Below are 20112 nucleotides of genomic sequence, written 5' to 3'. Positions count from 1 at the left end.
CGTTCAACCCTCCCGGGTGCCCAGAAGACCCTTGGGCCGGAAGATCAGGATCAGCACCAGGAACAGGTAGGGCAGGATCGGCGCCACCTGCGACAGCGTGAGCTTGAGCACCGCGTTGTTCAACGCTGCGTCGGACAGCTGCATGCCCAGCTGCTGCGCCACGCTCACGAAGGAATGGTCCATGCCCACCGCGAAGGTCTGGATGACGCCGATCAGCAGCGAAGCCAGGAACGCGCCCGACAGCGAGCCCATGCCGCCCACCACCACCACCACGAAGATCACCGAGCCCACCGAGGCGGCCATGGCCGGCTCGGTCACGAAGGTGCTGCCACCGATCACGCCCGCAAGACCGGCCAGCCCCGTTCCGGCGCCGAACACCAGCATGAACACCCGCGGCACGTTGTGGCCCAGGGATTCGACCATTTCGGGGTGCGTCAGCGCCGCCTGGATCACCAGGCCGATGCGTGTGCGCGTGAGCAGCAGCCACAGCGACACCAGCATCAGCACCGCGATGCCCATCATGAGAGCCCGTGTGGCCGGGAACGGCGTGCAGATCACGCCCTCGGCGCTGCAGACCGCCTGACCCGCGGCGCCAAGCATCATGCCCAGGCTGTCATCGGCGTGGTGCACCAGCGTGAACGCCGGCCCACGCAGCACATCGGGCGGCACGAACTCGACCGCCGTGCGGCCCCAGACCAGCTGCACCAGCTCCAGGACGATGTAGGACAGGCCGAAGGTGACCAGCAGTTCGGGCACATGACCGAACTTGTGCACCTTGCGCAGCGACAAGCGCTCGAACAGCGCCCCCAGCAGGCCCACCGCCAGCGGCGCGACCACCAGCGCCGGCCAGAAGCCGATCAGCCCCGAGAGCGTGTAGCCGATGTAGGCGCCGACCATGTAGAAGCTGGCGTGCGCAAAGTTGAGCACGCCCATCATGCTGAAGATGAGCGTCAGCCCCGAGCTCAACATGAACAGCAGCAAGCCGTAGCTCACGCCGTTGAGCATGGAGATGATGAAGAACTCCATGAAACAGGCCTTTCGAGGGCGAAGCGGTTGGGAGAGGGGAAACGGAAGCGGACCGAGTATGGCCGCTCAGGCCACCGGTTTCACGCCGTCCACACGACACTCGACGGCGGAGCGAGGTGCCTGCTTCCAGAACGCGGCGGAACCGGCTCCGCCGGGCCGCTCGCGTTGCCCCCTGGAGGGGGTGACGCGAAGCGGCGCGGGGGTGTCAGCTCAACCCGGCCGCTTCATCTGGCAGCTGGTCGGCGTGCTGGACACGTAGGACGGGAACTCCTTGACCGGGGCCAGCGTCATGCCCGTGTTTTCCGGGCTGTAGGGGTACTTTTTGTCGGCCTTCTGCCAGACCGTCAGGTACAGCGGCTGCTGCAGCTGGTGGTCAACCTTGCGCATCTCGACTTCACCGTTGTAGTTAGCGACCTTCAGGCCTTCCATCACAGGCGCGACCTTCACCGGATCGGTGGACTTGGCCTTGGCGATCGCCTGACTCAGCACGTTCAGCGCGCTCGGGATCGCGCCAGTGAACATGTCGTCGTTGTACTTGGCCTTGAAGTCGGCCATCCACTGGCCCATCTGCCCGCCCATGTTGTAGTGCGAGTAGGCCACCTGGAACACCCGGCCCTCGCCACCCTGGCCGAGCGCCGTGGGCGTGCCGGTCACACCGGTGTAGTAGGTGTAGAACTTGCCGGTGTAGCCGCCTTCGTTGGCCGCCTTGACCAGCAGTGCGAGATCGGAACCCCAGTTGCCCGTGATCACCGTGTCCGCGCCCGAGGCCTTGATCTTGGCGATGTAGGGCGCGAAATCGCGCACCTGGGCCAGCGGGTGAAGGTCCTCGCCGACGACCTTCACATCCGGGCGCTTGCGTGCCAGGTTTTCCTTGGCGAACTTGGCGACCTGCTGGCCGTGCGAGTAGTTCTGGTTGAGCAGGTAGACATTCTTGACGTCCTTCTGGTCCTTCATGAAGGTCGTCATGGCCTCCATCTTCATGGAGGTGTCGGCGTCGAAACGGAAATGCCAGTAGCTGCACTTGCTGTTGGTGAAGTCCGGATCGACCGCGGCGTAGTTGAGGAGGATCACCTCTTTGCCGGGGTTGCGCTCGTTGTGCTTGTTGATCGCATCGATCAGCGCGCCGGCCACCGAGGAGCCGTTGCCCTGGGTGATGTAGCGCACGCCCTGGTCCAGCGCGGCCTTGAGAGCATTCAGGCTCTCGGCCGGGCTGAGCTTGTTGTCGAAGGCCACGATCTCGTACTTCACGCCGGCCGGGTTGTTGGCGCTGAACTTCTCGGCAAAGAACTGCCAGCTGCGCATCTGGTTCAGGCCCAGCGGGCCCATCAGGCCCGTCTGAGGATCGATCAGCGCGATCTTGACCGTCTCGCCCTTCTGGGCGTGGGCGGCTCCGAGTGCCAGAAGGAGGACGGCGGCGGCGACGGTCTGCTGTGCGAACTTCACGTGAGGTCTCCTTGAGATGGTGAAAACCGCAGCGTAGCGCCGTACCTCTGCACGCCGCTCAGGGAATGCCCTATGCGCTATCGCACAGGCGACTCTGCTTGCACTTCCGTAGCGCAGCAGGTCGCCTGCGCGACGTTTTCAGAGGCCCGGCAACTTGTAACCGGCGAGCTGCTGGCGCAGCGTCATCTTCTGCATCTTGCCGGTCGCACCCAGCGGGATCGCGTCGACAAAGACCACGTCGTCGGGCACCTGCCACTTGGCGATCTTGCCTTCGTAGAAGGCCAGCAGCTCGTCGCGCGTGACCTCGGTGCCGGGCTTCTTCACCACCACCACGATGGGCCGCTCGTCCCACTTGGGGTGCTTCATGCCGATGCAGGCGGCCATGGCCACGGCGGGGTGCGCCATGGCGATGTTCTCGACGTCGATGGAGCTGATCCACTCGCCGCCGGACTTGATCACGTCCTTGCTGCGGTCGGTGATCTGCATGAAACCGTCGGCATCGATGGTGGCCACGTCACCGGTGGGGAACCAGCCCCGGCCGGCCGCGTCGTACTGCAGCGGGTCACCGCCCTCGCCCTTGAAGTAGCTGGCGATGATCCAGGGGCCGCGCACCAGCAGGTCGCCGTAGGCCTTGCCGTCCCAGGGCTGCTCTTCGCCCAGCTCGTTGACGATCTTCATGTCCACGCCGAAAACGCTGCGGCCCTGCTTGAGGCGCACCTTCATCTTCTCGTCGGCCGGCAGCGCGACCTGCGCGTTCTTGAGCGTGCAGACCGTGCCCAGCGGGCTCATCTCGGTCATGCCCCAGGCGTGCAGCACCTCGACACCGTACTGGTCGTTGAAGGCCGCGATCATGGCCGGCGGGCAGGCCGATCCACCGATGACGGTGCGCTTGAGCGTGCTGAACTTGACGCCGTTCTGCTGCATGTGGCCCAGCAGCATCTGCCACACCGTGGGCACGCCCGCAGCCATGGTGACCTGCTCGCCTTCGATCAGTTCGTAGACCGACTTGCCGTCCAGCGCGGGGCCGGGGAAGACCAGCTTGCAGCCCACGGCCGCGGCCGAATACGGCAGGCCCCAGGCGTTGACGTGGAACATGGGCACCACGGGCAGGATGGCATCGCGCGCCGAGCAGCCCAGCGCATCGGGCAGCGCAGCGCCGTAGGCGTGCAGCAGCGTGGAGCGGTGCGAGTACACGGCGCCCTTGGGGTTGCCGGTGGTGCCGCTGGTGTAGCACATGCTCGATGCGCAGTTCTCGTCGAACTCGGGCCAGGTGTAGGTGTCGGCTGCCCCGCCGATCCAGGCCTCGTAGCTGAGCAGGCCGGGGATACCGGTGTCGGCCGGCAGCTTGTCGGCGTCGCACAGTGCAATCCAGTGCTTGACGCCCGGGCACTTGGCGTGCACGGCCTGCACCAGGGGCATGAAGCTCATGTCGAAGCACAGGGCGCGGTCATCGGCGTGGTTGACGATCCAGACCAGCTGCTCGGGGTGCAGGCGCGGGTTGAGCGTGTGCAGCACACGGCCCGAGCCGCTGACGCCAAAGTACAGCTCCAGATGGCGGTAGCCGTTCCAGGCCAGGGTGCCCACGCGGTCACCGAACGACAGGTGCAAGCTGTCCAGCGCGTTGGCCACGCGGCGGGCTCGGGCAGCGACCTGGCCCCAGGTGGTGCGGTGGATGTCGCCCTCGACCCGCCGCGAGACGATTTCGGTGCTGTGGTGGTGGCGGTCCGCATGGACGATGAGGTTGGAAATCAGCAGCGGTTGGCTTTGCATCTGGCCCAGCATGGGGTATCTCCTGTGTGTGCCGCCCAAAAAAGAACGGTCGTTCGTTTTGAAACCCCACATCATGCCCGAAACCGGGCGGGCTTCCCAGCATGGACGGGCGGTCTGTGCGTCTTCCGCGGGACTCCGCGAGGGCGCTTCTGCGTACTTCCACGTAGGCCTGGCGCCGCGTCCTGTGACAGAGTCGAAGCCTGCCACTCTTTCCTCCTGCGCATGCCCGACTCCCCTCCCGACACCTCGCCGGTGGCACCGCTGAAGCATCTGGACTTCCGCATGCTGTGGTTCGCCTGGCTGTTTGCCAACGTCTGCATGTGGATGAACGATGTGGCGGCGGCCTGGATGATGACGTCCCTGACCGAAAAGCCCATCTGGGTGGCCCTGGTCCAGACCGCGTCGACCCTGCCGGTCTTCCTGCTGGGTCTGCCCAGCGGCGCACTGGCCGACGGACTGGACCGCAAGCGTTACTTCCTCGTCACACAGCTCTGGGTCGCGACCGTCGCTTCGGTGCTGAGCGTGCTCGTGTTCCTGGACATGGTCACGCCCGTGGTGCTGCTGGCCCTGACCTTCGCCAACGGCGTCGGTCTGGCCATGCGCTGGCCGGTGTTCGCCGCCATCGTTCCCGAACTTGTACCGCGCCAGCAGCTGCCGGCGGCCCTGGCCCTGAACGGGGTGTCGATGAACGCGTCCCGCATCCTCGGACCGCTGCTGGCCGGCGCCCTGATCGCCAGTGCCGGCAGCGCCTGGGTTTTCCTGCTGAACGCCGTGCTGTCCCTCGGGGCCGCGGTGATCATCAGCCGCTGGCAGCGCGAGCACGTGCCCAACCCGCTCGGCCGTGAGCGCCTGTTGTCCGCCATGCGGGTGGGCCTGCAGCATGTGCTGCAGTCCGAGACGCTCAAGGGCGCGCTGCTGCGCATTGCCATCTTCTTCTTCCATTCCACCGCGCTGATGGCCCTTCTGCCCCTGCTGGCCAGGGGCATGGACGGCGGTGGCGCGGGCATGTTCACCCTGCTGCTGGCCTCCATGGGCGCCGGCGCCATCGCCTCCACCGCGTTTCTGCCGCGGCTGCGCAAGCGCTACAGCCGCGACGGCCTGGTCTTCCGCGGCGCCGCGCTGCAGGCCGCCTCGATGGCGGTGATGGCGGTGGTCACCTCGCCCTGGCTCGCGGTGCCGGCCATGTTCCTGGGCGGCGCGGCCTGGATCACCACCGCCAACACCCTGAGCGTGACCATGCAGATGAACCTGCCGGACTGGGTCCGCGCGCGGGGCATGTCCATCTACCAGATGGCCATCATGGGCGCCAGCGCCGCGGGCGCCGCGCTGTGGGGCCAGATCGCCACCGCCACGGACGTGCGCACCTGCCTGGCCATCGCCGCGGTGTCGGGCCTGCTGGTCATGTGGGGGGTCAACCGCTTCCGGCCGGACACCAGCCAGCCCGCGGACCTCACACCCAGAAGGGTTTTTTCGCTGCCGACCAACGACGCGCCGCCCTCGGACGGGCGGGTGCTGATCACCATCGAGTACCAGATCGATCCGGCCAGGATCGCCGAATTCCGGGAGCTCATGCTCACCGAAGGCCGCAGCGGCCGGCTGCGCCATGGCGCCCTGTCCTGGGAACTGCTGCACGACCTCAACGACCCGGGGCGCTTTGTCGAAATGATCGTGGACGAATCCTGGACCGACCACCTGCGGCGTTTCGAACGCGTCACCGCCGCGGACGAGGCGCTGCGGCTGCGCAAGCTGGCCTTCCACATCGGCGAGGCGCCGCCGCTGGTGCGCCGCAGCCTGATGGAAACAACGGTGGATCAGGGCTGAAGCCTGCACGCTCGCGGCCCTGCAGGCACAATGCCCGCTCCACCCCATCCAGTGGTTCCGGAGCACCGCCATGAGCAACTTCCCGATCCAGAAAACCGAGGCCGAGTGGCGCGAGCTGCTTGCCGAGAAAGGCGCCGAACCCGCGGCCTTCCAGGTCACGCGGCACGCCTACACCGAGCGCCCGTTCACGGGCAAGTACGAGCAGGTCTGGGCCGACGGCAGCTACCACTGCGTCTGTTGCGGCAACCACCTGTTCGACTCGGGCACCAAGTTCGACGCCGGCTGCGGCTGGCCCAGCTTCTGGAAGGCCATTCCCGGCGCCATCACCGAGATCACCGACCGCAGCCACGGCATGGTGCGCACCGAAACCGTCTGCAGCCAGTGCGGCGCCCACCTGGGCCACGTGTTCGAGGACGGCCCCGCGCCCACCGGCCTGCGCTACTGCATGAACTCCGCCTCCATCGACCTGCAACCCAAGGACCCGACATGAAAGCCCAGAACATCCTCCAGACCATCGGCGGCACGCCGCACATCCGCATCAACCGCCTGTTCGCCGGTGCCAGCCAGAGCGTGTGGATCAAGTCCGAGCGCAGCAACCCGGGTGGTTCGATCAAGGACCGCATTGCCCTGTCCATGGTCGAAGACGCCGAGGCCTCGGGTGCGCTCAAACCGGGCGGCACCATCGTCGAGCCCACGTCGGGCAACACCGGCATCGGCCTGGCCATGGTGGCCGCGGTCAAGGGCTACAAGCTCATCCTCGTCATGCCCGACAGCATGAGCATCGAGCGCCGCCGCCTGATGCTGGCCTACGGTGCCAGCTTCGACCTGACGCCGCGCGAAAAGGGCATGAAGGGGTCGATCGCCCGCGCGCAGGAAATCGTGGCCAGCACGCCCGGCGCCTGGATGCCGATGCAGTTCGACAATCCGGCCAACATCGAGGTGCATGCCCGAACCACGGCGCAGGAAATCCTGGCCGACTTCCCCGACGGGCTGGACGTGCTGATCACCGGCGTCGGCACCGGCGGCCACCTCAGCGGCTGCGCCCAGGTGCTCAAGGCGGCTTGGCCCCAGCTCAAGGTGTTCGCGGTGGAGCCCGTGGCCTCGCCGGTGATCTCCGGCGGCAGCCCGGCGCCCCACCCGATCCAGGGCATCGGCGCCGGTTTCATCCCGACCAACCTCAAGACCGAGCTGCTCGACGGCGTGATCCAGGTCGACGCGGAACCGGCGCGCGAGATGGCGCGCCGCTGCGCGCGCGAGGAAGGCATGCTGGTCGGCATCTCCTCGGGCGCCACGCTCCAGGCGATCGCGCAGAAGTTGCCCGAGTTGGCGGCCGGTGCGAAGGTGCTCGGCTTCAACTACGACACCGGCGAGCGCTACCTCTCGGTCGACGGCTTCCTGCCGGCATGAACACGGCCGACAGCGAGCGGCTGACGCAGCTGGAAATCAAGATCAGCTACCTGGACGATCTGGTCGAGACGCTCAACACCATGGTGGCCCGGCAGCACGACCAGATCGCGATGCTGATCCACGAGGTCGCCCAGCTGCGGCAGCGCAACGACGAGTCGCAGCCTGCGGGGTTCCGCAGCCTGCGCGACGAGCTGCCACCGCATTACTGAGGCCCCCACGCTCCGCCGCCGCGCGGGGGCGGATCCGGCTTGGGGCGGCCCGGCGCCGGATCGTCTGAGCGCTCAGCGTCCGGTGGCCGCGAAGTGGGCGGCCAGTGCCTCGTCGCGTGTCATCTCGCGCACGTTGCCGTGCTCCAGACGGAAGAAGCGGTTGCAGTAGCGCTCGATCAGCTCGTCGTTGTGGGTGGCGAAGACGAAGATGCCGACCTTCTCGATCAGGCTCTCCATGCGCCGCTTGGCGTTGACCTGGAACTCGGCATCGCCCATGCCGAAAATCTCGTCGACCAGCAGGATGTCGGGCTGCACGGTGGTGGCTACCGCGAACATCAGGCGGGTCGACATGCCCGACGAGTAGGTGCGCACCGGCAGGCGCAGGAAGTCGCCGAGCTGGCAGAACTGCTCGATGTCCGGCACATGGGCCTCAATCTCCTTGAGGCTCATGCCCAGCAGCACGCCCATGCGCGTGATGTTCTCGTAGCCCGAGAGTTCGCCGTCGATGCCGGCGCCCAGTTCCAGCATGGTCGAGACCCGGCCTTCGCGCACGATCTGGCCAGAGATCGGGGTGTAGACCCCCGCCAGGGTGCGCAGCATGGTGCTCTTGCCGGCACCGTTGTGGCCCATCAGCGCCACCGCATCGCCGTCGCGCAGGTCGAAAGACACGTCCTTGAGCGCGGTCACCACGCTCACCTGCCCGGCCTCGCTCTCGATGCGTCCGCCAGTGCTCACACGCATGATCTGGTTGCGCAGCGAGAAGCTGCGGCTGTTGTAGATCGGGTACTGGACCGTCACGTTCTTCAGGGTCAGCCGTGCCATGGTTCAGATCCAGAACGCGATGCGGTCGCGCTTGTTGTTGAACAGCCAGAACGCCAGGCACAGTCCGACGGCCAGGCCGCCCAGGTTGGACCAGATCACGAAGTCCGGCGGCGCGTGCCCCAGCAGCGGCGAGCGCACCAGCTCGATGGCGTGCGACAGCGGGTTGAACCAGAGGATCGCCTCGCTGAACGGCAGGTAATTGGGCCGGTAGAACACCGGGCTGATGAACATCAGCAGGGGCAGGACCGCACCGATGATGTATTCCAGGTCGCGGAAGCGGGCGCCCAGGATGCTGACCACCACACACACCCAGTAGAGGTTGAGGGTCAGCAGCAGCATGGCCGGCACGACCAGCAGCGTGTGCCAGCTCACGGGCACGCCGTACACCAGCGCCACGATCAGGAAGATGGGCAGGTTGTGCACCAGGTTCACCATGTGGCGCAGCACCAGCTGGGGTGGGTAGATCGACAGCGGCAGGCTGAGGTTGCGGATCACCGAGGCCTGGCGCGCGTAGACCGTGCTCGATTCGCTCAGCACGCCGGCGATGAACTGCCACAGGATGAGGCCCGCGGTGAGCGTCGGCACGAACTGCGCCGCCGGCACCTTCATCAGCTCGCTCCAGAGCAGGCCCAGCCCCATGGAGCCGATGGCGGTTCCCAGCGTCAGCCAGAGCGGCCCGAGCACGCTGCGCTTGTAGCGCGCGCGCACGTCGCTCAGCGCCATGAAGCTGACGATGGGCCAGCTCTTAAGCCCCGCGGCAATGTCCCGCACCGCTGGCGCCTGGCGCCAGTCCCCGACTGAACCCATGGTGTCCTGATTCCTGCGCGGTATACCCACGCTCTGCCTTGAAATGCCGGGCGCGAGGCTACCATGGGCGCCCCACAACCCGGCTGGCGCTCATCAGAAACCGAGACTGGAGCCTGCGCCCAGCAGGGTCGCCACCCCCAGCATGGCGAAGATGCCGGCGGCGATCGAGTGCACCAGCTTCATCGGGATCCTGTTGGCCAGGCGGTCGCCGACAAACACCGCCGGCACGTCGGCGATCAGCATGCCCAGGGTGGTGCCGATCACCACCAGCAGCGGTGTCGCGTAGTGCGCGGCCATGGCCACCGTGGCGATCTGTGTCTTGTCGCCCATCTCGGCCAGGAAGAAGGTGATCAGCGTGGCGCCGAACACGCCCAGCTTCTGTGCCACCTGGGTTTCCTCTTCCTCGATCTTGTCGGGGATCAGTGTCCAGACCGCCATGCCGATGAACGAGGCTCCCAGCACCCAGCGCAGGACTTCTGGACTCACCTGCGCCGTGATCCAGGCGCCCAGCGCACCGGCCAGGCCGTGGTTGACGATGGTCGCCAGCAGGATGCCGGCGATGATGGGCAGCGGTTTCTTGAAGCGCGCGGCGAGGATGAAGGCCAGCAGTTGCGTCTTGTCGCCGATTTCGGCGAGCGCGACAACTCCGGTGGAGACGAGCAGGGATTCCATGTGGGGAAACTTTCACGGGCCGGCACAGAACGCGTTTGACCACGACGCACCCCGGCCTCATGCGGAGCATCGTGGTCAAAGGTCTTGCCAGGTGCGGGACTGCCTGCGCCATGTCCGGGAACGGACAAGTGTGTTGACGCGGGCCTCTTCAAGGTGAAGAGCGGCTACTCCCCAATGACCGGGCGATTGTAGCCGGCGCCGCGCGCGCTCTCAGAGCGCCTGTTGCGACGGGTCGTCCTCGCGCCAGGCCGGCCCGGCCTTGGCCAGCGCCATCCACACGTGGAACGGCAGCCGCTCCACCGCACGCCGGGGCGCCTCGCGCGCCACCCGCAGCGCACCGCGCTCGACCAGCATCACGCCGCACTCGGCCGGAACTTCGTCGGGCGCACCGATGGGTCGCCCCTTGGTGTCTTCCCCCAGCACGTACCAGCAGGCGCCGGCCATGCCCAGGTAGGCCGCGCGCTTGGCCGGCTTCTTGAGGTCGCCCAGCAGGTCCGAGCGGTGCACCTTGATCTCGTGCACCACCGGCTCCAGGTAGGCCTCCACCGAGGAGTTGCGGATCGAAAACACGTCGGGACAGGCCATGCACCAGCCGTGCGCCGGGGGTGGCTCGGGCGCGGCCAGCTCGGTCCAGAGCCCCTGCGCCGCCGGCTCGGCGGCCATCGGTTCGGGCAACTCTCCCGTCAGCAGTTCCATGGGCAGCGCGACCCGCAGCGCCAGCCCCCGCCAGGCCAGGCGCCCGGACCGCGCCATCGCCGTCGCCACCTGCTCCACCAGGGCCTCGTGGGCCGAGCGCGCCGCCTTGTTGCCGGCGAACACCCGCGCCAGCACCTGGATGCCCGCCTCGGTGACGCGCAGCGTCTCCCGCCCCTGGTCCAGCCGCCGCTCCAGCAGCCCCGCGGCCAGCAGCTCCACCTCGACCATGTCCTGGCAGGGCCAGCCGGCCGAGCGGTGGATCTCGCGCAGGCGCCGGTGGTGGATGCGCGTGAGCGCGGGGCCCGGACCGGGCGGGGAATCGGGTGCGGCGTCCATGATGAACTGACTATATATCCAGTACGATGACCAGCTCCCTCTGGTGTTTCCCTTGGTTCATCCGCCCATGTTTCCGGTCGTCGACATCGCCGTGTCGGTGCGCACGCTGTGCCACTTCACCGCGCGCAGCGGCGACCTCGACCTGCGCTTCACGCCCTCGCCGACCGGCGTCGAAGGCATCGCGGGGCACCAGACCGTGACCGCGCGGCGCGGCGCCGGCTACCAGCGCGAACTGGCGCTGAGCGCCCGCTTCGGCCCGCTGGTGGTGCAGGGCCGGGCCGATGGGTTCGACCCCGTGGCCCGGCGCGTCGAGGAGATCAAGACCCGCCGCGGCGACGCCGGTCGTGTGCCGGCCAACCACCAGGCCCTGCACTGGGCACAGGCCCGCGTCTACGGCTGGATGCTGTGCGAGCAGCTGTCACTGGCGCAGATCGAGGTGGCCCTGGTCTATTTCGACATCGACAGCGGGCAGGAAACGGTGCTGACCGAGACCTGCACCGCCGATGCGCTGCGGGACTTCTTCGAGGACCTGTGCGAGCGGTACTTCGCCTGGGCCTGGGCCGATCAGCTGCACCGGCATGCAAGGGACGAGGCCCTGACGGCGCTTGCGTTTCCCTTTCCCTCGTTCCGCACCGGGCAGCGCGAACTGGCGGCCGATGTGTACCGCGCCAACACCCGCGCGCGCCACCTGCTGGCCCAGGCCCCCACCGGCATCGGCAAGACCATGGCCACGGTGTTCGCCAGCCTGCGCGCCATGCCCGACCAGGGCACCGACCGCCTGCTCTTCCTCACCGCCCGCACCACCGGCCGGCAGCTGGCGCTGGACGCGCTGGAGCGGCTGGGCGCTCCCACGCGCCTGCCGCTGCGGGTACTCGAACGCCTGGCGCGCGACAAGGCCTGCGAGCACCCGGACAAGGCCTGCCACGGCGAGTCCTGCCCGCTGGCGCGCGGCTTCTACGACCGCCTGCCCGCCGCGCGCGAGGCGGCGGCGCAGGCCGCCTGGCTGGACCGGGACCGCCTGCGCGCACTGGCGCTGGCACACGGCGTCTGCCCCTACTACCTCGGCCAGGAGATGCAGCGCTGGTGCGACGTGCTGGTGGGCGACTACAACCACTGGTTCGACGTGGGCGCGCACTGGTTCGCACTGGCCGAAGACCAGGGCTGGCGCACCGCGCTGCTGGTGGACGAGGCGCACAACCTGATCGACCGCGCGCGCAGCATGTACAGCGCCACACTGAACGCGCACGAGTTCCTGCGCCAGCGGCACGAGGCGACCCCGGACATCCGCAAAGCCATGGACGCCCTGCACCGGCGCTGGAGCGCCTTCGCCCGCGACCTCCCGCCGGCCGAGGGCACGCAGGCGCTGGCCGACGGCCTGCCGGACGACTGGGCCACCACCCTGCAGAACACCTGCAACACCCTGCTCGATCTGCTGGCCGCGCAGCCCGGCCCCGCACCCGACCCTGCACTGCAGAACTGGGTGTTCGAGGCGCTGCATTTCGTGCGCATCGCCGAAGGTTTCGGTGAGCACTCGCTGTGCGAAGCGGGGCCGTGGGCGGCACCACCGGGCGGGCGTGGCCGGCGGCTGCCGACGCTGCGCATCCGCAACGTGGTGCCGGCGCCCTGGCTCGAATCGCGCTGGGCGGCGGCGCACAGCGCGACCCTGTTCTCCGCCACGCTGGCCCCAGTGGGGCATGTGGAGGAGATGCTCGGATTGCCGGCCGACGCCGCCCATGTCGACCTGCCCTCGCCGTTCGCGGCCGAGCAGCTGCGGGTGCTGATCGCGCCCTGGATCTCGACCCGCTACGCCGACCGCTTGCGCTCGCTGGACGCACTGGTGGACGTCATCGGCGCGCAGTTCCACGAGCGCCCCGGCAACTACCTGGCTTTCTTCAGCAGCTTCGAGTACCTGGACCTGGCCCGGCAGCGGCTGGCGCAGCGCCACCCGGACCTGCCGCACTGGGCGCAGACACGCGGCATGGAGGAACCCGAGCGCGACGCCTTCGTGGCCCGCTTTGTCGAAGGCGGCCAGGGCGTGGGCTTCGCGGTGCTGGGCGGCGCCTTCGGAGAAGGCATCGACCTGCCCGGCGAGCGGCTGGTGGGCGCCTTCATCGCCACCCTGGGCCTGCCCCAGGTCAACGCCGAGAATGAGCGCATGCGCGAGCGCTTGCAGCAGCGCACCGGCCACGGCTACGACCACACCTACCTGTTCCCGGGCCTGATGCGGGTGGTGCAGGCGGCCGGCCGGGTGATCCGCTCCGAACAGGACCGGGGCTGCGTCTGGCTGCTGGACGACCGCTTCGCCCGCGCCGAGGTGCGGCGCCTGCTGCCGTCCTGGTGGCGGGTCGAGGTGGCGCCCCGACCCTGACGGCGGCCTCGACCGTGGCGGCGCAGGGTCAGCGGTACGAAGTCAGCAGGATGCTGGTTTCCGTGCCGCGGATGCCGCTGAGCAGGCGGATGCGCTCCAGCGCCTGCGACAGCTCGGCCATCGAGCCCACCGCCAGCTCGGCCAGCAGGTCCCAGCGGCCGTTGGTGTCGTGCAGGGCCGCCACAGACGGCTCGCCCAGCAGGCTGGCGATCACCTCGCGCGTGCGGTTGCCTTCCACCTGAACACCCATCCAGGCGCGGATGCGCTCGGGCTGCGCCTCGGGTTTGAGGCGCACGGTGTAACCCACGATCACCTGGGTGTCTTCGAGCTTGCGCAACCGGTTGGTGACCGTGCCGCGCGAGACCTGCAGCTTGTGGGCCAGGTCGGCCACCGAGAGGCGCGCGTCCTGGCGCAGCAGGGCGATGAGGCGTTGGTCGAGGTCGTCCATGATCAAAACGTCAGCAAAATCTGTCGATGTGACCGATTTTCTGCCGTTTCAGTACAAGTTTGGCGGTTTTCATTGCCTCTGCCCTCCGCCACACTGCCAGCTCCCCCTGTGCTGCCCGGAGACAAGCCATGAAAACCACCGTCCAGAACCCCGATCTCGCCCGCTTCGTGGAAGCCGGCACGCTCTACTTGGGCGCCCCCGAAGCCGCCGAGCTGGTGCGCCGCCACGGCGTGGCCGCCTGCATCGAGGCCATCGCCGCGAACATCCGCGCCGACTTCCTGCGCTGGGCCGATTTCGACAAGACCGCCCGCGTGGCCGCGCATTCCGACGTCGGCGTGATCGAGTTGATGCCCGTGGCCGACGCGCAGCGCTACAGCTTCAAGTACGTCAACGGCCACCCCGGCAACACCCGCCTGGGTCTGTCGACCGTGATGGCGTTCGGCGTGCTGGCCGACGTGGCCACCGGCGCACCGCTGTTCCTGAGCGAACTGACCCTGACCACCGCGCTGCGCACAGCCGCCATGTCGGCCCTGGCCGCGAAGGTGCTGGCGCGCCCCGACAGCCGCGTGATGGCGCTGATCGGCAACGGTGCGCAGAGCGAGTTCCAGGCCCTGGCCTTCCAGCACCTGCTGGGCATCACCGAGCTGCGCGTGTACGACGTGGACCCGGCCGCCAGCGCCAAGCTGGTGGGCAACCTGCAGGGCAGCGGCCTGCGCGTCACCGTCTGCGCCAGCACGGCCGAGGCGGTGCGTGGCGCAGACATCGTCACCACCGTCACCGCCGACAAGCGCAACGCGCTCATCCTCACGCCCGAGATGATTCAACCCGGCATGCACCTGAACGCCGTGGGCGGCGACTGCCCGGGCAAGACCGAACTGCACGGCGACATCCTTCATGCGTCCAAGGTGTTCGTGGAGTACGAGCCGCAGTCGCGCATCGAGGGCGAGATCCAGCACCAGCCGGCGGACTTCGCCGTCACCGAGTTCTGGCAGGTGCTGCGCGGCGAACGCAGCGGTCGCGACAGCACCGATCAGGTCACCGTGTTCGACTCGGTCGGCTTCGCGCTGGAAGACTTCTCGGCCCTGCGCTTCATGCAGCAAACCGCCGAGCATCTGGGCCTGGGCGAGCGCATCGCCCTGGTGCCGCCGCTGGCCGATCCCAAGAACCTGTTCGGCTCGCTGCGAGCCACAACCGCTGTGGCGGCCTGAGCTCCGCCGCTCAGCGCGTCAGCCCGGCGTACAGCACCGGCAGCTTCTCGGGCAAGCGCTCCACCTTGTCCACCACCAGGTAGTGGCGCGCGCCGAAGATGCGGCTGACGTACTGGTCGGCGCGCGGGTCCAGGCTCATGCAGTAGGTCGTCACGCCGTTCCGGCTGGCCTCCTCCACCGCCTTCTTGGTGTCGTGCCGCAGGTACTGCGGGTCGCGCACGTCCACGTCGGCCGGTTCGCCGTCGGTGATGACGAGCAGCAGCTTCTTGCTGCTGCGCTGCGCCTTGAGCGCGGCCGTGGCGTGGCGGATGGCGGCGCCCATGCGGGTGGACAGCTGCCCTTGCATGCCGGCCAGGCGCGCCTTGGCGGTGTCGTCGTAGGGCTGGTCGAAGTCCTTGAAACGCCAGTAGTTCACGTCGTGCCGGCCGTCGGAGCAGAAGCCGTGGATGGCAAACGGGTCGCCCACCTTCTGGATCGCGTCTGCCAGCAGCGCGCAGGCCGAGCGGGTGAGGTCGAGCACCGTGTGTTCCTGCCCGGCCACCTTGTCGTTTGTCGATTGGGAGAGATCCAGAAGAACAAGGACCGAGATGTCGCGCGTCTTGCGCACGCTGCGCATCATGATGCGCGGATCGGGCTGGCGACCCATGCGCATCTCGATCACCGAGGACAGCGCGGCGTTGAGGTCGATCTCGTCGCCGTCTTCGAGCTTGCGGATGCGCTGCACACCCTGCGGCTGCATGGCGTCCAGGATGTGCTTCATGCGGCCGATCAGGCGCCGGTGTTCGACCAGGATGCCGTCGATCACCGCCGCGTCGCCGGCTTTGGGTCGGCGCTCCTGCACCGTGGCCCAGGCCGGTCGTTCGAGCTGGATCAGGTGGTCCCACTCGCCGTAGTGCACCGGCGGCAGCACCGGCTCGCGGCCTTCGCTTTCGTTGAAGGACACGCCCAGGTCTTCGTAGGGAAACAGCTCGGTGCCGAGCACCCAGATCTCCTGCGCGTCGTCGCCCGCGCCCTCCACTTCCAGCTCGTTGACGAACTCCATCAGGTTGACCGGCTTGCGCAATTGCTGCGGCGGCTCGTAGCCGGCGGCGATGGAACGCTCGAAGTCGAATCCGTCGAAGGCCCAGAAGTAGCGGTTGTCGTCGCGGTAGGCCGCGGTCTGCACGTCGGTGCGCGGCTGGAACGCTGGCCCCTGCGTGAGTTCGCGGTAGCTGTGCGCCAGCTGCACGCCGATGTCCCACGACACGGTGTTGTCGTGCGGGTCGGCCTGGAGGCGCAGCGTCGCCTCGGCGAACAATGTGCGGCCCTGGGCGATCCAGGGGTGGGCGTCCTCATACGCCGGATCGAGCAGCGCGCGCGCCAGGCGGCCCAGCCAGTCGCCGGCGGTCTTGTCTTGGGTGGCCTGCGCGGTGTGCAGGCTGGCCCACAGCGGGCGCAGGCCCGGGAACCGCGCCAGCGTCAGCGCCTCGATGCGCGCGTCCTCCACCACACCGATCAGCGCCATCTGCCAGGGACTGAGCGATTCGGCCGAGATCGGCCGGCGCGTGAACACCACGTGGGCCGCGGCGTGCGCGGCGGCGGCGCGGTAGAGCTCGGTCGCATCCACCGTGCCGCTGTGGCCGTCCACCGCGTCATACGCGTCGGGCAGGTGGATGAAATAGTCCTCGATGAAAGGGCGGTAACCGTCACGGGATTCAAAATCCCCCGCCGTCGGGCGCATGAAGAAGTCGCGGCCCCAGAGCGCGCGCAGGTACATGTTGATGCGCCGCTGCACGTCCACCAGCAGCGTGCCTTTGCGCTCCTTCTGCAGCATGGCCAGCGACTCTTTGGACTGCAGGCCGAAGTAGGCGATCTGTTCCTCGTAGTTGGTGCGGTGCGCCTGCGCGCCCCAGGTGGACCAGCGCCGCAGGCCGCCCAGCGTGAGCTGGCCAAACAGCGCGTCGAGCTGCCCCAGCATGGGCCGCAGGCCGCGCGGCGCCTGCGCCACCAGGGTGTTGAGGAACTGCAAGTACTGCAGGAACAGCGCACCGTCGGCCAGGCGGCGTGCGGCGGTGGGCGCGGTGGCCAGCACCAGCTCGATCACCGCGCCCGAGGTCTTGGACGCGAGCAGCAGCGCGGTGGTCGCGAGTTCGCCCACCACGTCCTCGCCGATCTCTTTGGCCACCTGCGGCGCGCCATCGATCCAGGCGTTGACCAGTTCGTGGCCACGGCCGAGGCCGCGCAACGCGGCGGCGCCCTTGACATAGTTGTCGAGCCCGCGCGCCGAGAACACTTTGGTCGCATCCGGCCAGCAACGCTCCAGCAGCTCCAGCGAGCCCGGGTCCAACTGGTCGGTCCACTCGGCGTGGTCGTGCAGGTGGGCGCTCATGGCCGACCTTCTCAGATCAGAAGAACGTGGCGACCGCCGCGTCGAGCGCGTCGCGCATGTCCGGGTCGTCCGTGATCGGACGCACCAAGGCCACACGGCACGCGGCCTGCGCGGCCACGCCCTGCGCGATCAGACTGCCTGCGTAGATCAGCATGCGGGTGGAGATGCCTTCGTCCAGGCCGTGGCCCTTGAGGTTGCGCGCGCGCTCGGCGATGCCGACCAGCTTGCCGGCCACGTCGGCGCTCACGCCAGTCTCGTGCGCCACGATCTCGGCCTCGACCGCGTGTTCGGGGTAGTTGAAGTCAAGACCACCGAAGCGCTGCTTGGTGGACTGCTTCAGGTCTTTCATCAGGCTCTGGTAGCCCGGGTTGTAGGAGATGACGATCTGGAAATCCGGGTGGGCCTTGACCAGCTCGCCCTTCTTTTCCAGCGGCAGCACGCGGCGGTTGTCGGTCAGCGGGTGGATGACCACGGTGGTGTCCTGGCGCGCCTCGACCACCTCGTCGAGGTAGCAGATGGCGCCGTGGCGCGCGGCGGTGGCCAGCGGGCCGTCCTGCCAGCGGGTGCCGTTGGCGTCGAGCAGGAAGCGGCCGACCAGGTCGCTGGCCGTCATGTCTTCGTTGCAGGCCACGGTGATCAGGGGCTTGTTCAGCTTCCAGGCCATGTGCTCGACGAAGCGCGTCTTGCCGCAGCCGGTGGGACCCTTGAGCATCATGGGCATGCGCACCGAGTACGCGGCTTCGAACAGCTCGACCTCGTCGGCGACGGGTCGGTAGTAGGGTTGCTGCGAGACTCTGTAGGCATCCAATGTTTCGCTCATGGGCCCCCTCCCGGTTCAGACCGTCTTGCCTCGATAGATCACCATCGATGCGCCCTGCGACTGCGAGAAGTTGTCGTAGCCGATCAGGCGCACGTGGTTGTCCGGGTTGGCCTTGTGGCAGGCCTCGGCCTCGGCCAGGATGCGGTCGATGTCGGTCTCGCCGAACATCGGCAGCTTCCACATGTACCAGTACGAGTCCATCAGGTACTGCGGCTCGGTGTGTTCGATGGCCGGGTTCCAGCCCTTGCCGACGATGTACGCCACCTGCTTGCGAATCTCGTCGTTGCTCATGGCGGGCAAGTAAGAGAAGGTCTCGAACTTGCGGCTGGCGGGGTCGGAGAGGCGGCTGTGGTAGTCCTGCATGCTCATGGTGGTGTCCTTTGCGTTGATGGGGTGCGGGTTCACTTGTGGGCGATGTCGAGCTTGTCCACGGTGTCGAACTCGAACTTGATTTCTTTCCAGGTCTCCATGGCGATGCGCAGTTCGGGCGAGTGCTCGGCGGCCTCCAGCAGCACGGCCTTGCCCTCCTTCTCTACCGCCACGCCTTCGTTGCGCGCCTTCACGCAGGCTTCGAGCGCCACGCGGTTGGCGGCGGCGCCGGCCGCGTTGCCCCAGGGGTGGCCCAGGGTGCCGCCACCGAACTGCAGCACCGAGTCGTCGCCGAAGATGTTGACCAGCGCCGGCATGTGCCAGACATGGATGCCGCCCGAGGCCACCGGCATCACGCCGGGCATGGAGCCGAAGTCCTGGTCGAAGAAGATGCCGCGGCTGCGGTCTTCCTTGATGAAGCTGTCGCGCATGATGTCGATCCAGCCCAGGGTCGAGGCGCGGTCGCCTTCGAGCTTGCCCACCACGGTGCCCGAGTGCAGGTGGTCACCGCCCGAGAGGCGCAGCACCTTGGTCAGCACGCGGAAGTGGATGCCGTGGTGCGGGTTGCGGTCGAGCACGGCATGCATGGCGCGGTGGATGTGCAGCAGCATGCCGTTGTCGCGGCACCAGTTGGCCAGACCGGTGTTGGCGCACAGGCCGCCGGTCAGGTAGTCGTGCATGATGATCGGCGCGCCCAGTTCCTTGGCGTATTCGGCGCGCTTGTACATCTCTTCCGGCGTGGGCGCGGTCACGTTCAGGTAGTGGCCCTTGCGCTCGCCGGTCTCGCGCTGCGCCTTCTCGATCGCCTCCTGCACGAAGTCGAAGCGCTGGCGCCAGCGCATGAAGGGCTGGCTGTTGACGTTCTCGTCGTCCTTGGTGAAGTCCAGGCCACCGCGCAGGCATTCGTACACGGCGCGGCCATAGTTCTTGCCCGACAGACCCAGCTTGGGCTTGATGGTGCAGCCCAGCAGCGGGCGGCCGTACTTGTTCATGATGTCGCGCTCGACCTGGATGCCGTGGGGCGGTCCGCCGCAGGTCTTCACGTAGGCGATCGGGAAGCGCACGTCTTCCAGGCGCAGGGCGCGCAGGGCCTTGAAGCCGAACACGTTGCCCACCAGCGAGGTCAGCACGTTGACCACCGAGCCCTCCTCGAACAGGTCGATCGGATAGGCCACGAAGGCGTAGAAGCAGGTGTCGTCGCCGGGCACGTCCTCGATGCGGTAGGCGCGTCCCTTGTAGTAGTCCAGGTCGGTCAGCAGGTCGGTCCAGACCGTGGTCCAGGTGCCGGTGGACGACTCGGCGGCGACGGCGGCGGCCACTTCCTCGCGGTCCACGCCGGGCTGCGGCGTGATCTTGAAACACGCGAGGATGTCGGTGTCCTTGGGGGTGTAGTGGGGCTCCCAGTACGTGCTGCGGTACTCCTTGACGCCCGCGTTGTAGGTTTTCGTCGCCATCTGCATTGCTCCTGGTTGGGTGGGAATGGAGCGGATTCTTGACCTCCTGAACAATAAATAAAAGTAAA

At 67.9% G+C, this 20112-nt stretch carries 18 protein-coding genes and 1 riboswitch; of the genes, 6 read left to right on the top strand and 12 right to left on the bottom strand.

Annotated elements, in window-relative coordinates; translation table 11 throughout:
- Nucleotides 1-3 precede the first annotated feature (3 nt).
- The 3 genes from HPS01S_RS12730 to HPS01S_RS12720 form a co-directional block, all read right to left on the bottom strand.
- A complete protein-coding gene (locus HPS01S_RS12730) occupies nucleotides 4-1026 on the bottom strand; it encodes a branched-chain amino acid ABC transporter permease (RefSeq protein WP_066156467.1) in 1023 nt (340 codons plus the stop codon).
- A gap of 210 nt (nucleotides 1027-1236) precedes the next feature.
- Nucleotides 1237-2469: a branched-chain amino acid ABC transporter substrate-binding protein gene (locus HPS01S_RS12725; RefSeq protein WP_066156464.1), complete on the bottom strand. Its 1233-nt coding sequence runs from the start codon at nucleotides 2467-2469 to the stop codon at nucleotides 1237-1239.
- Nucleotides 2470-2607: 138 nt separating this feature from the next.
- Entirely contained in the window at nucleotides 2608-4251 is a 1644-nt protein-coding gene (locus HPS01S_RS12720; protein ID WP_066156462.1) for a 3-(methylthio)propionyl-CoA ligase, read from the bottom strand.
- A gap of 210 nt (nucleotides 4252-4461) precedes the next feature.
- On the opposite strand from HPS01S_RS12720, the gene HPS01S_RS12715 reads away from it, so the two are divergent.
- The 4 genes from HPS01S_RS12715 (at nucleotide 4462) to HPS01S_RS12700 (ending at nucleotide 7676) form a co-directional block, all read left to right on the top strand.
- Nucleotides 4462-6060 carry an MFS transporter gene (locus HPS01S_RS12715; RefSeq protein ID WP_066156459.1) on the top strand — a complete coding sequence of 533 codons (1599 nt, stop codon included), beginning with the start codon at nucleotides 4462-4464 and terminating at the stop codon, nucleotides 6058-6060.
- Nucleotides 6061-6130: 70 nt separating this feature from the next.
- Complete coding sequence (gene msrB / locus HPS01S_RS12710) at nucleotides 6131-6550, top strand: peptide-methionine (R)-S-oxide reductase MsrB (RefSeq protein ID WP_066156456.1); 420 nt, start codon at nucleotides 6131-6133, stop codon at nucleotides 6548-6550.
- Nucleotides 6547-7467 carry a cysteine synthase A gene (cysK, locus tag HPS01S_RS12705; RefSeq protein ID WP_066156453.1) on the top strand — a complete coding sequence of 307 codons (921 nt, stop codon included), beginning with the start codon at nucleotides 6547-6549 and terminating at the stop codon, nucleotides 7465-7467. Before msrB ends, cysK begins: the two co-directional genes overlap by 4 nt.
- Nucleotides 7464-7676: a SlyX family protein gene (locus tag HPS01S_RS12700; RefSeq protein WP_066156450.1), complete on the top strand. Its 213-nt coding sequence runs from the start codon at nucleotides 7464-7466 to the stop codon at nucleotides 7674-7676. Before cysK ends, HPS01S_RS12700 begins: the two co-directional genes overlap by 4 nt.
- A gap of 72 nt (nucleotides 7677-7748) precedes the next feature.
- On the opposite strand, the gene HPS01S_RS12695 is transcribed toward HPS01S_RS12700, so the two are convergent.
- The 4 genes from HPS01S_RS12695 to HPS01S_RS12680 form a co-directional block, all read right to left on the bottom strand.
- Nucleotides 7749-8498, bottom strand: a complete 750-nt coding sequence (locus HPS01S_RS12695; RefSeq protein ID WP_066156447.1) for an ABC transporter ATP-binding protein — start codon at nucleotides 8496-8498, stop codon at nucleotides 7749-7751.
- A gap of 3 nt (nucleotides 8499-8501) precedes the next feature.
- Nucleotides 8502-9305: an ABC transporter permease gene (locus HPS01S_RS12690; protein ID WP_066156444.1), complete on the bottom strand. Its 804-nt coding sequence runs from the start codon at nucleotides 9303-9305 to the stop codon at nucleotides 8502-8504.
- Nucleotides 9306-9398: 93 nt separating this feature from the next.
- Nucleotides 9399-9977 carry a TMEM165/GDT1 family protein gene (locus tag HPS01S_RS12685; protein WP_066156441.1) on the bottom strand — a complete coding sequence of 193 codons (579 nt, stop codon included), beginning with the start codon at nucleotides 9975-9977 and terminating at the stop codon, nucleotides 9399-9401.
- Nucleotides 9978-9994: 17 nt separating this feature from the next.
- Nucleotides 9995-10162, bottom strand: a riboswitch (yybP-ykoY riboswitch).
- Between the two features lie 25 nt (nucleotides 10163-10187).
- Complete coding sequence (locus tag HPS01S_RS12680; RefSeq protein ID WP_066156438.1) at nucleotides 10188-11009, bottom strand: hypothetical protein; 822 nt, start codon at nucleotides 11007-11009, stop codon at nucleotides 10188-10190.
- 67 nt (nucleotides 11010-11076) lie between these two features.
- Between HPS01S_RS12680 and HPS01S_RS12675 the strand changes: the two genes are divergently transcribed.
- A complete protein-coding gene (locus HPS01S_RS12675) occupies nucleotides 11077-13377 on the top strand; it encodes an ATP-dependent DNA helicase (RefSeq protein WP_066156435.1) in 2301 nt (766 codons plus the stop codon).
- Between the two features lie 28 nt (nucleotides 13378-13405).
- Here HPS01S_RS12675 and HPS01S_RS12670 read toward each other — a convergent pair whose 3' ends face one another.
- Entirely contained in the window at nucleotides 13406-13825 is a 420-nt protein-coding gene (locus HPS01S_RS12670) for an Lrp/AsnC family transcriptional regulator (RefSeq protein WP_066156652.1), read from the bottom strand.
- A 128-nt stretch (nucleotides 13826-13953) separates the two neighbouring features.
- On the opposite strand from HPS01S_RS12670, the gene ocd reads away from it, so the two are divergent.
- Entirely contained in the window at nucleotides 13954-15033 is a 1080-nt protein-coding gene (gene ocd, locus HPS01S_RS12665; protein WP_066156431.1) for an ornithine cyclodeaminase, read from the top strand.
- A 10-nt stretch (nucleotides 15034-15043) separates the two neighbouring features.
- On the opposite strand, the gene HPS01S_RS12660 is transcribed toward ocd, so the two are convergent.
- The 4 genes from HPS01S_RS12660 to HPS01S_RS12645 are packed head-to-tail and all read right to left on the bottom strand — an operon-like array spanning nucleotide 15044 to nucleotide 20044.
- Nucleotides 15044-17401, bottom strand: a complete 2358-nt coding sequence (locus HPS01S_RS12660) for a nitric oxide reductase activation protein NorD (RefSeq protein ID WP_066156428.1) — start codon at nucleotides 17399-17401, stop codon at nucleotides 15044-15046.
- A 16-nt stretch (nucleotides 17402-17417) separates the two neighbouring features.
- A complete protein-coding gene (locus HPS01S_RS12655; protein ID WP_066156425.1) occupies nucleotides 17418-18221 on the bottom strand; it encodes a CbbQ/NirQ/NorQ/GpvN family protein in 804 nt (267 codons plus the stop codon).
- Between the two features lie 15 nt (nucleotides 18222-18236).
- Nucleotides 18237-18590 (bottom strand): ribulose bisphosphate carboxylase small subunit, encoded by a 354-nt coding sequence (locus tag HPS01S_RS12650; protein WP_066156649.1) that lies wholly within the window; start codon nucleotides 18588-18590, stop codon nucleotides 18237-18239.
- 32 nt (nucleotides 18591-18622) lie between these two features.
- The gene (locus tag HPS01S_RS12645; protein ID WP_066156645.1) at nucleotides 18623-20044 is read right to left on the bottom strand and encodes a form I ribulose bisphosphate carboxylase large subunit; all 1422 of its coding nucleotides are present in this window, start codon (nucleotides 20042-20044) and stop codon (nucleotides 18623-18625) included.
- Nucleotides 20045-20112: the final 68 nt, after the last annotated feature.

This window comes from Hydrogenophaga pseudoflava NBRC 102511 (assembly GCF_001592285.1).
Classification (GTDB): Bacteria; Pseudomonadota; Gammaproteobacteria; order Burkholderiales; family Burkholderiaceae_C; genus Hydrogenophaga; species Hydrogenophaga pseudoflava.
Note: the sequence above shows the minus strand (reverse complement) of the source record. Positions and strands in the feature narration are given on the sequence as shown.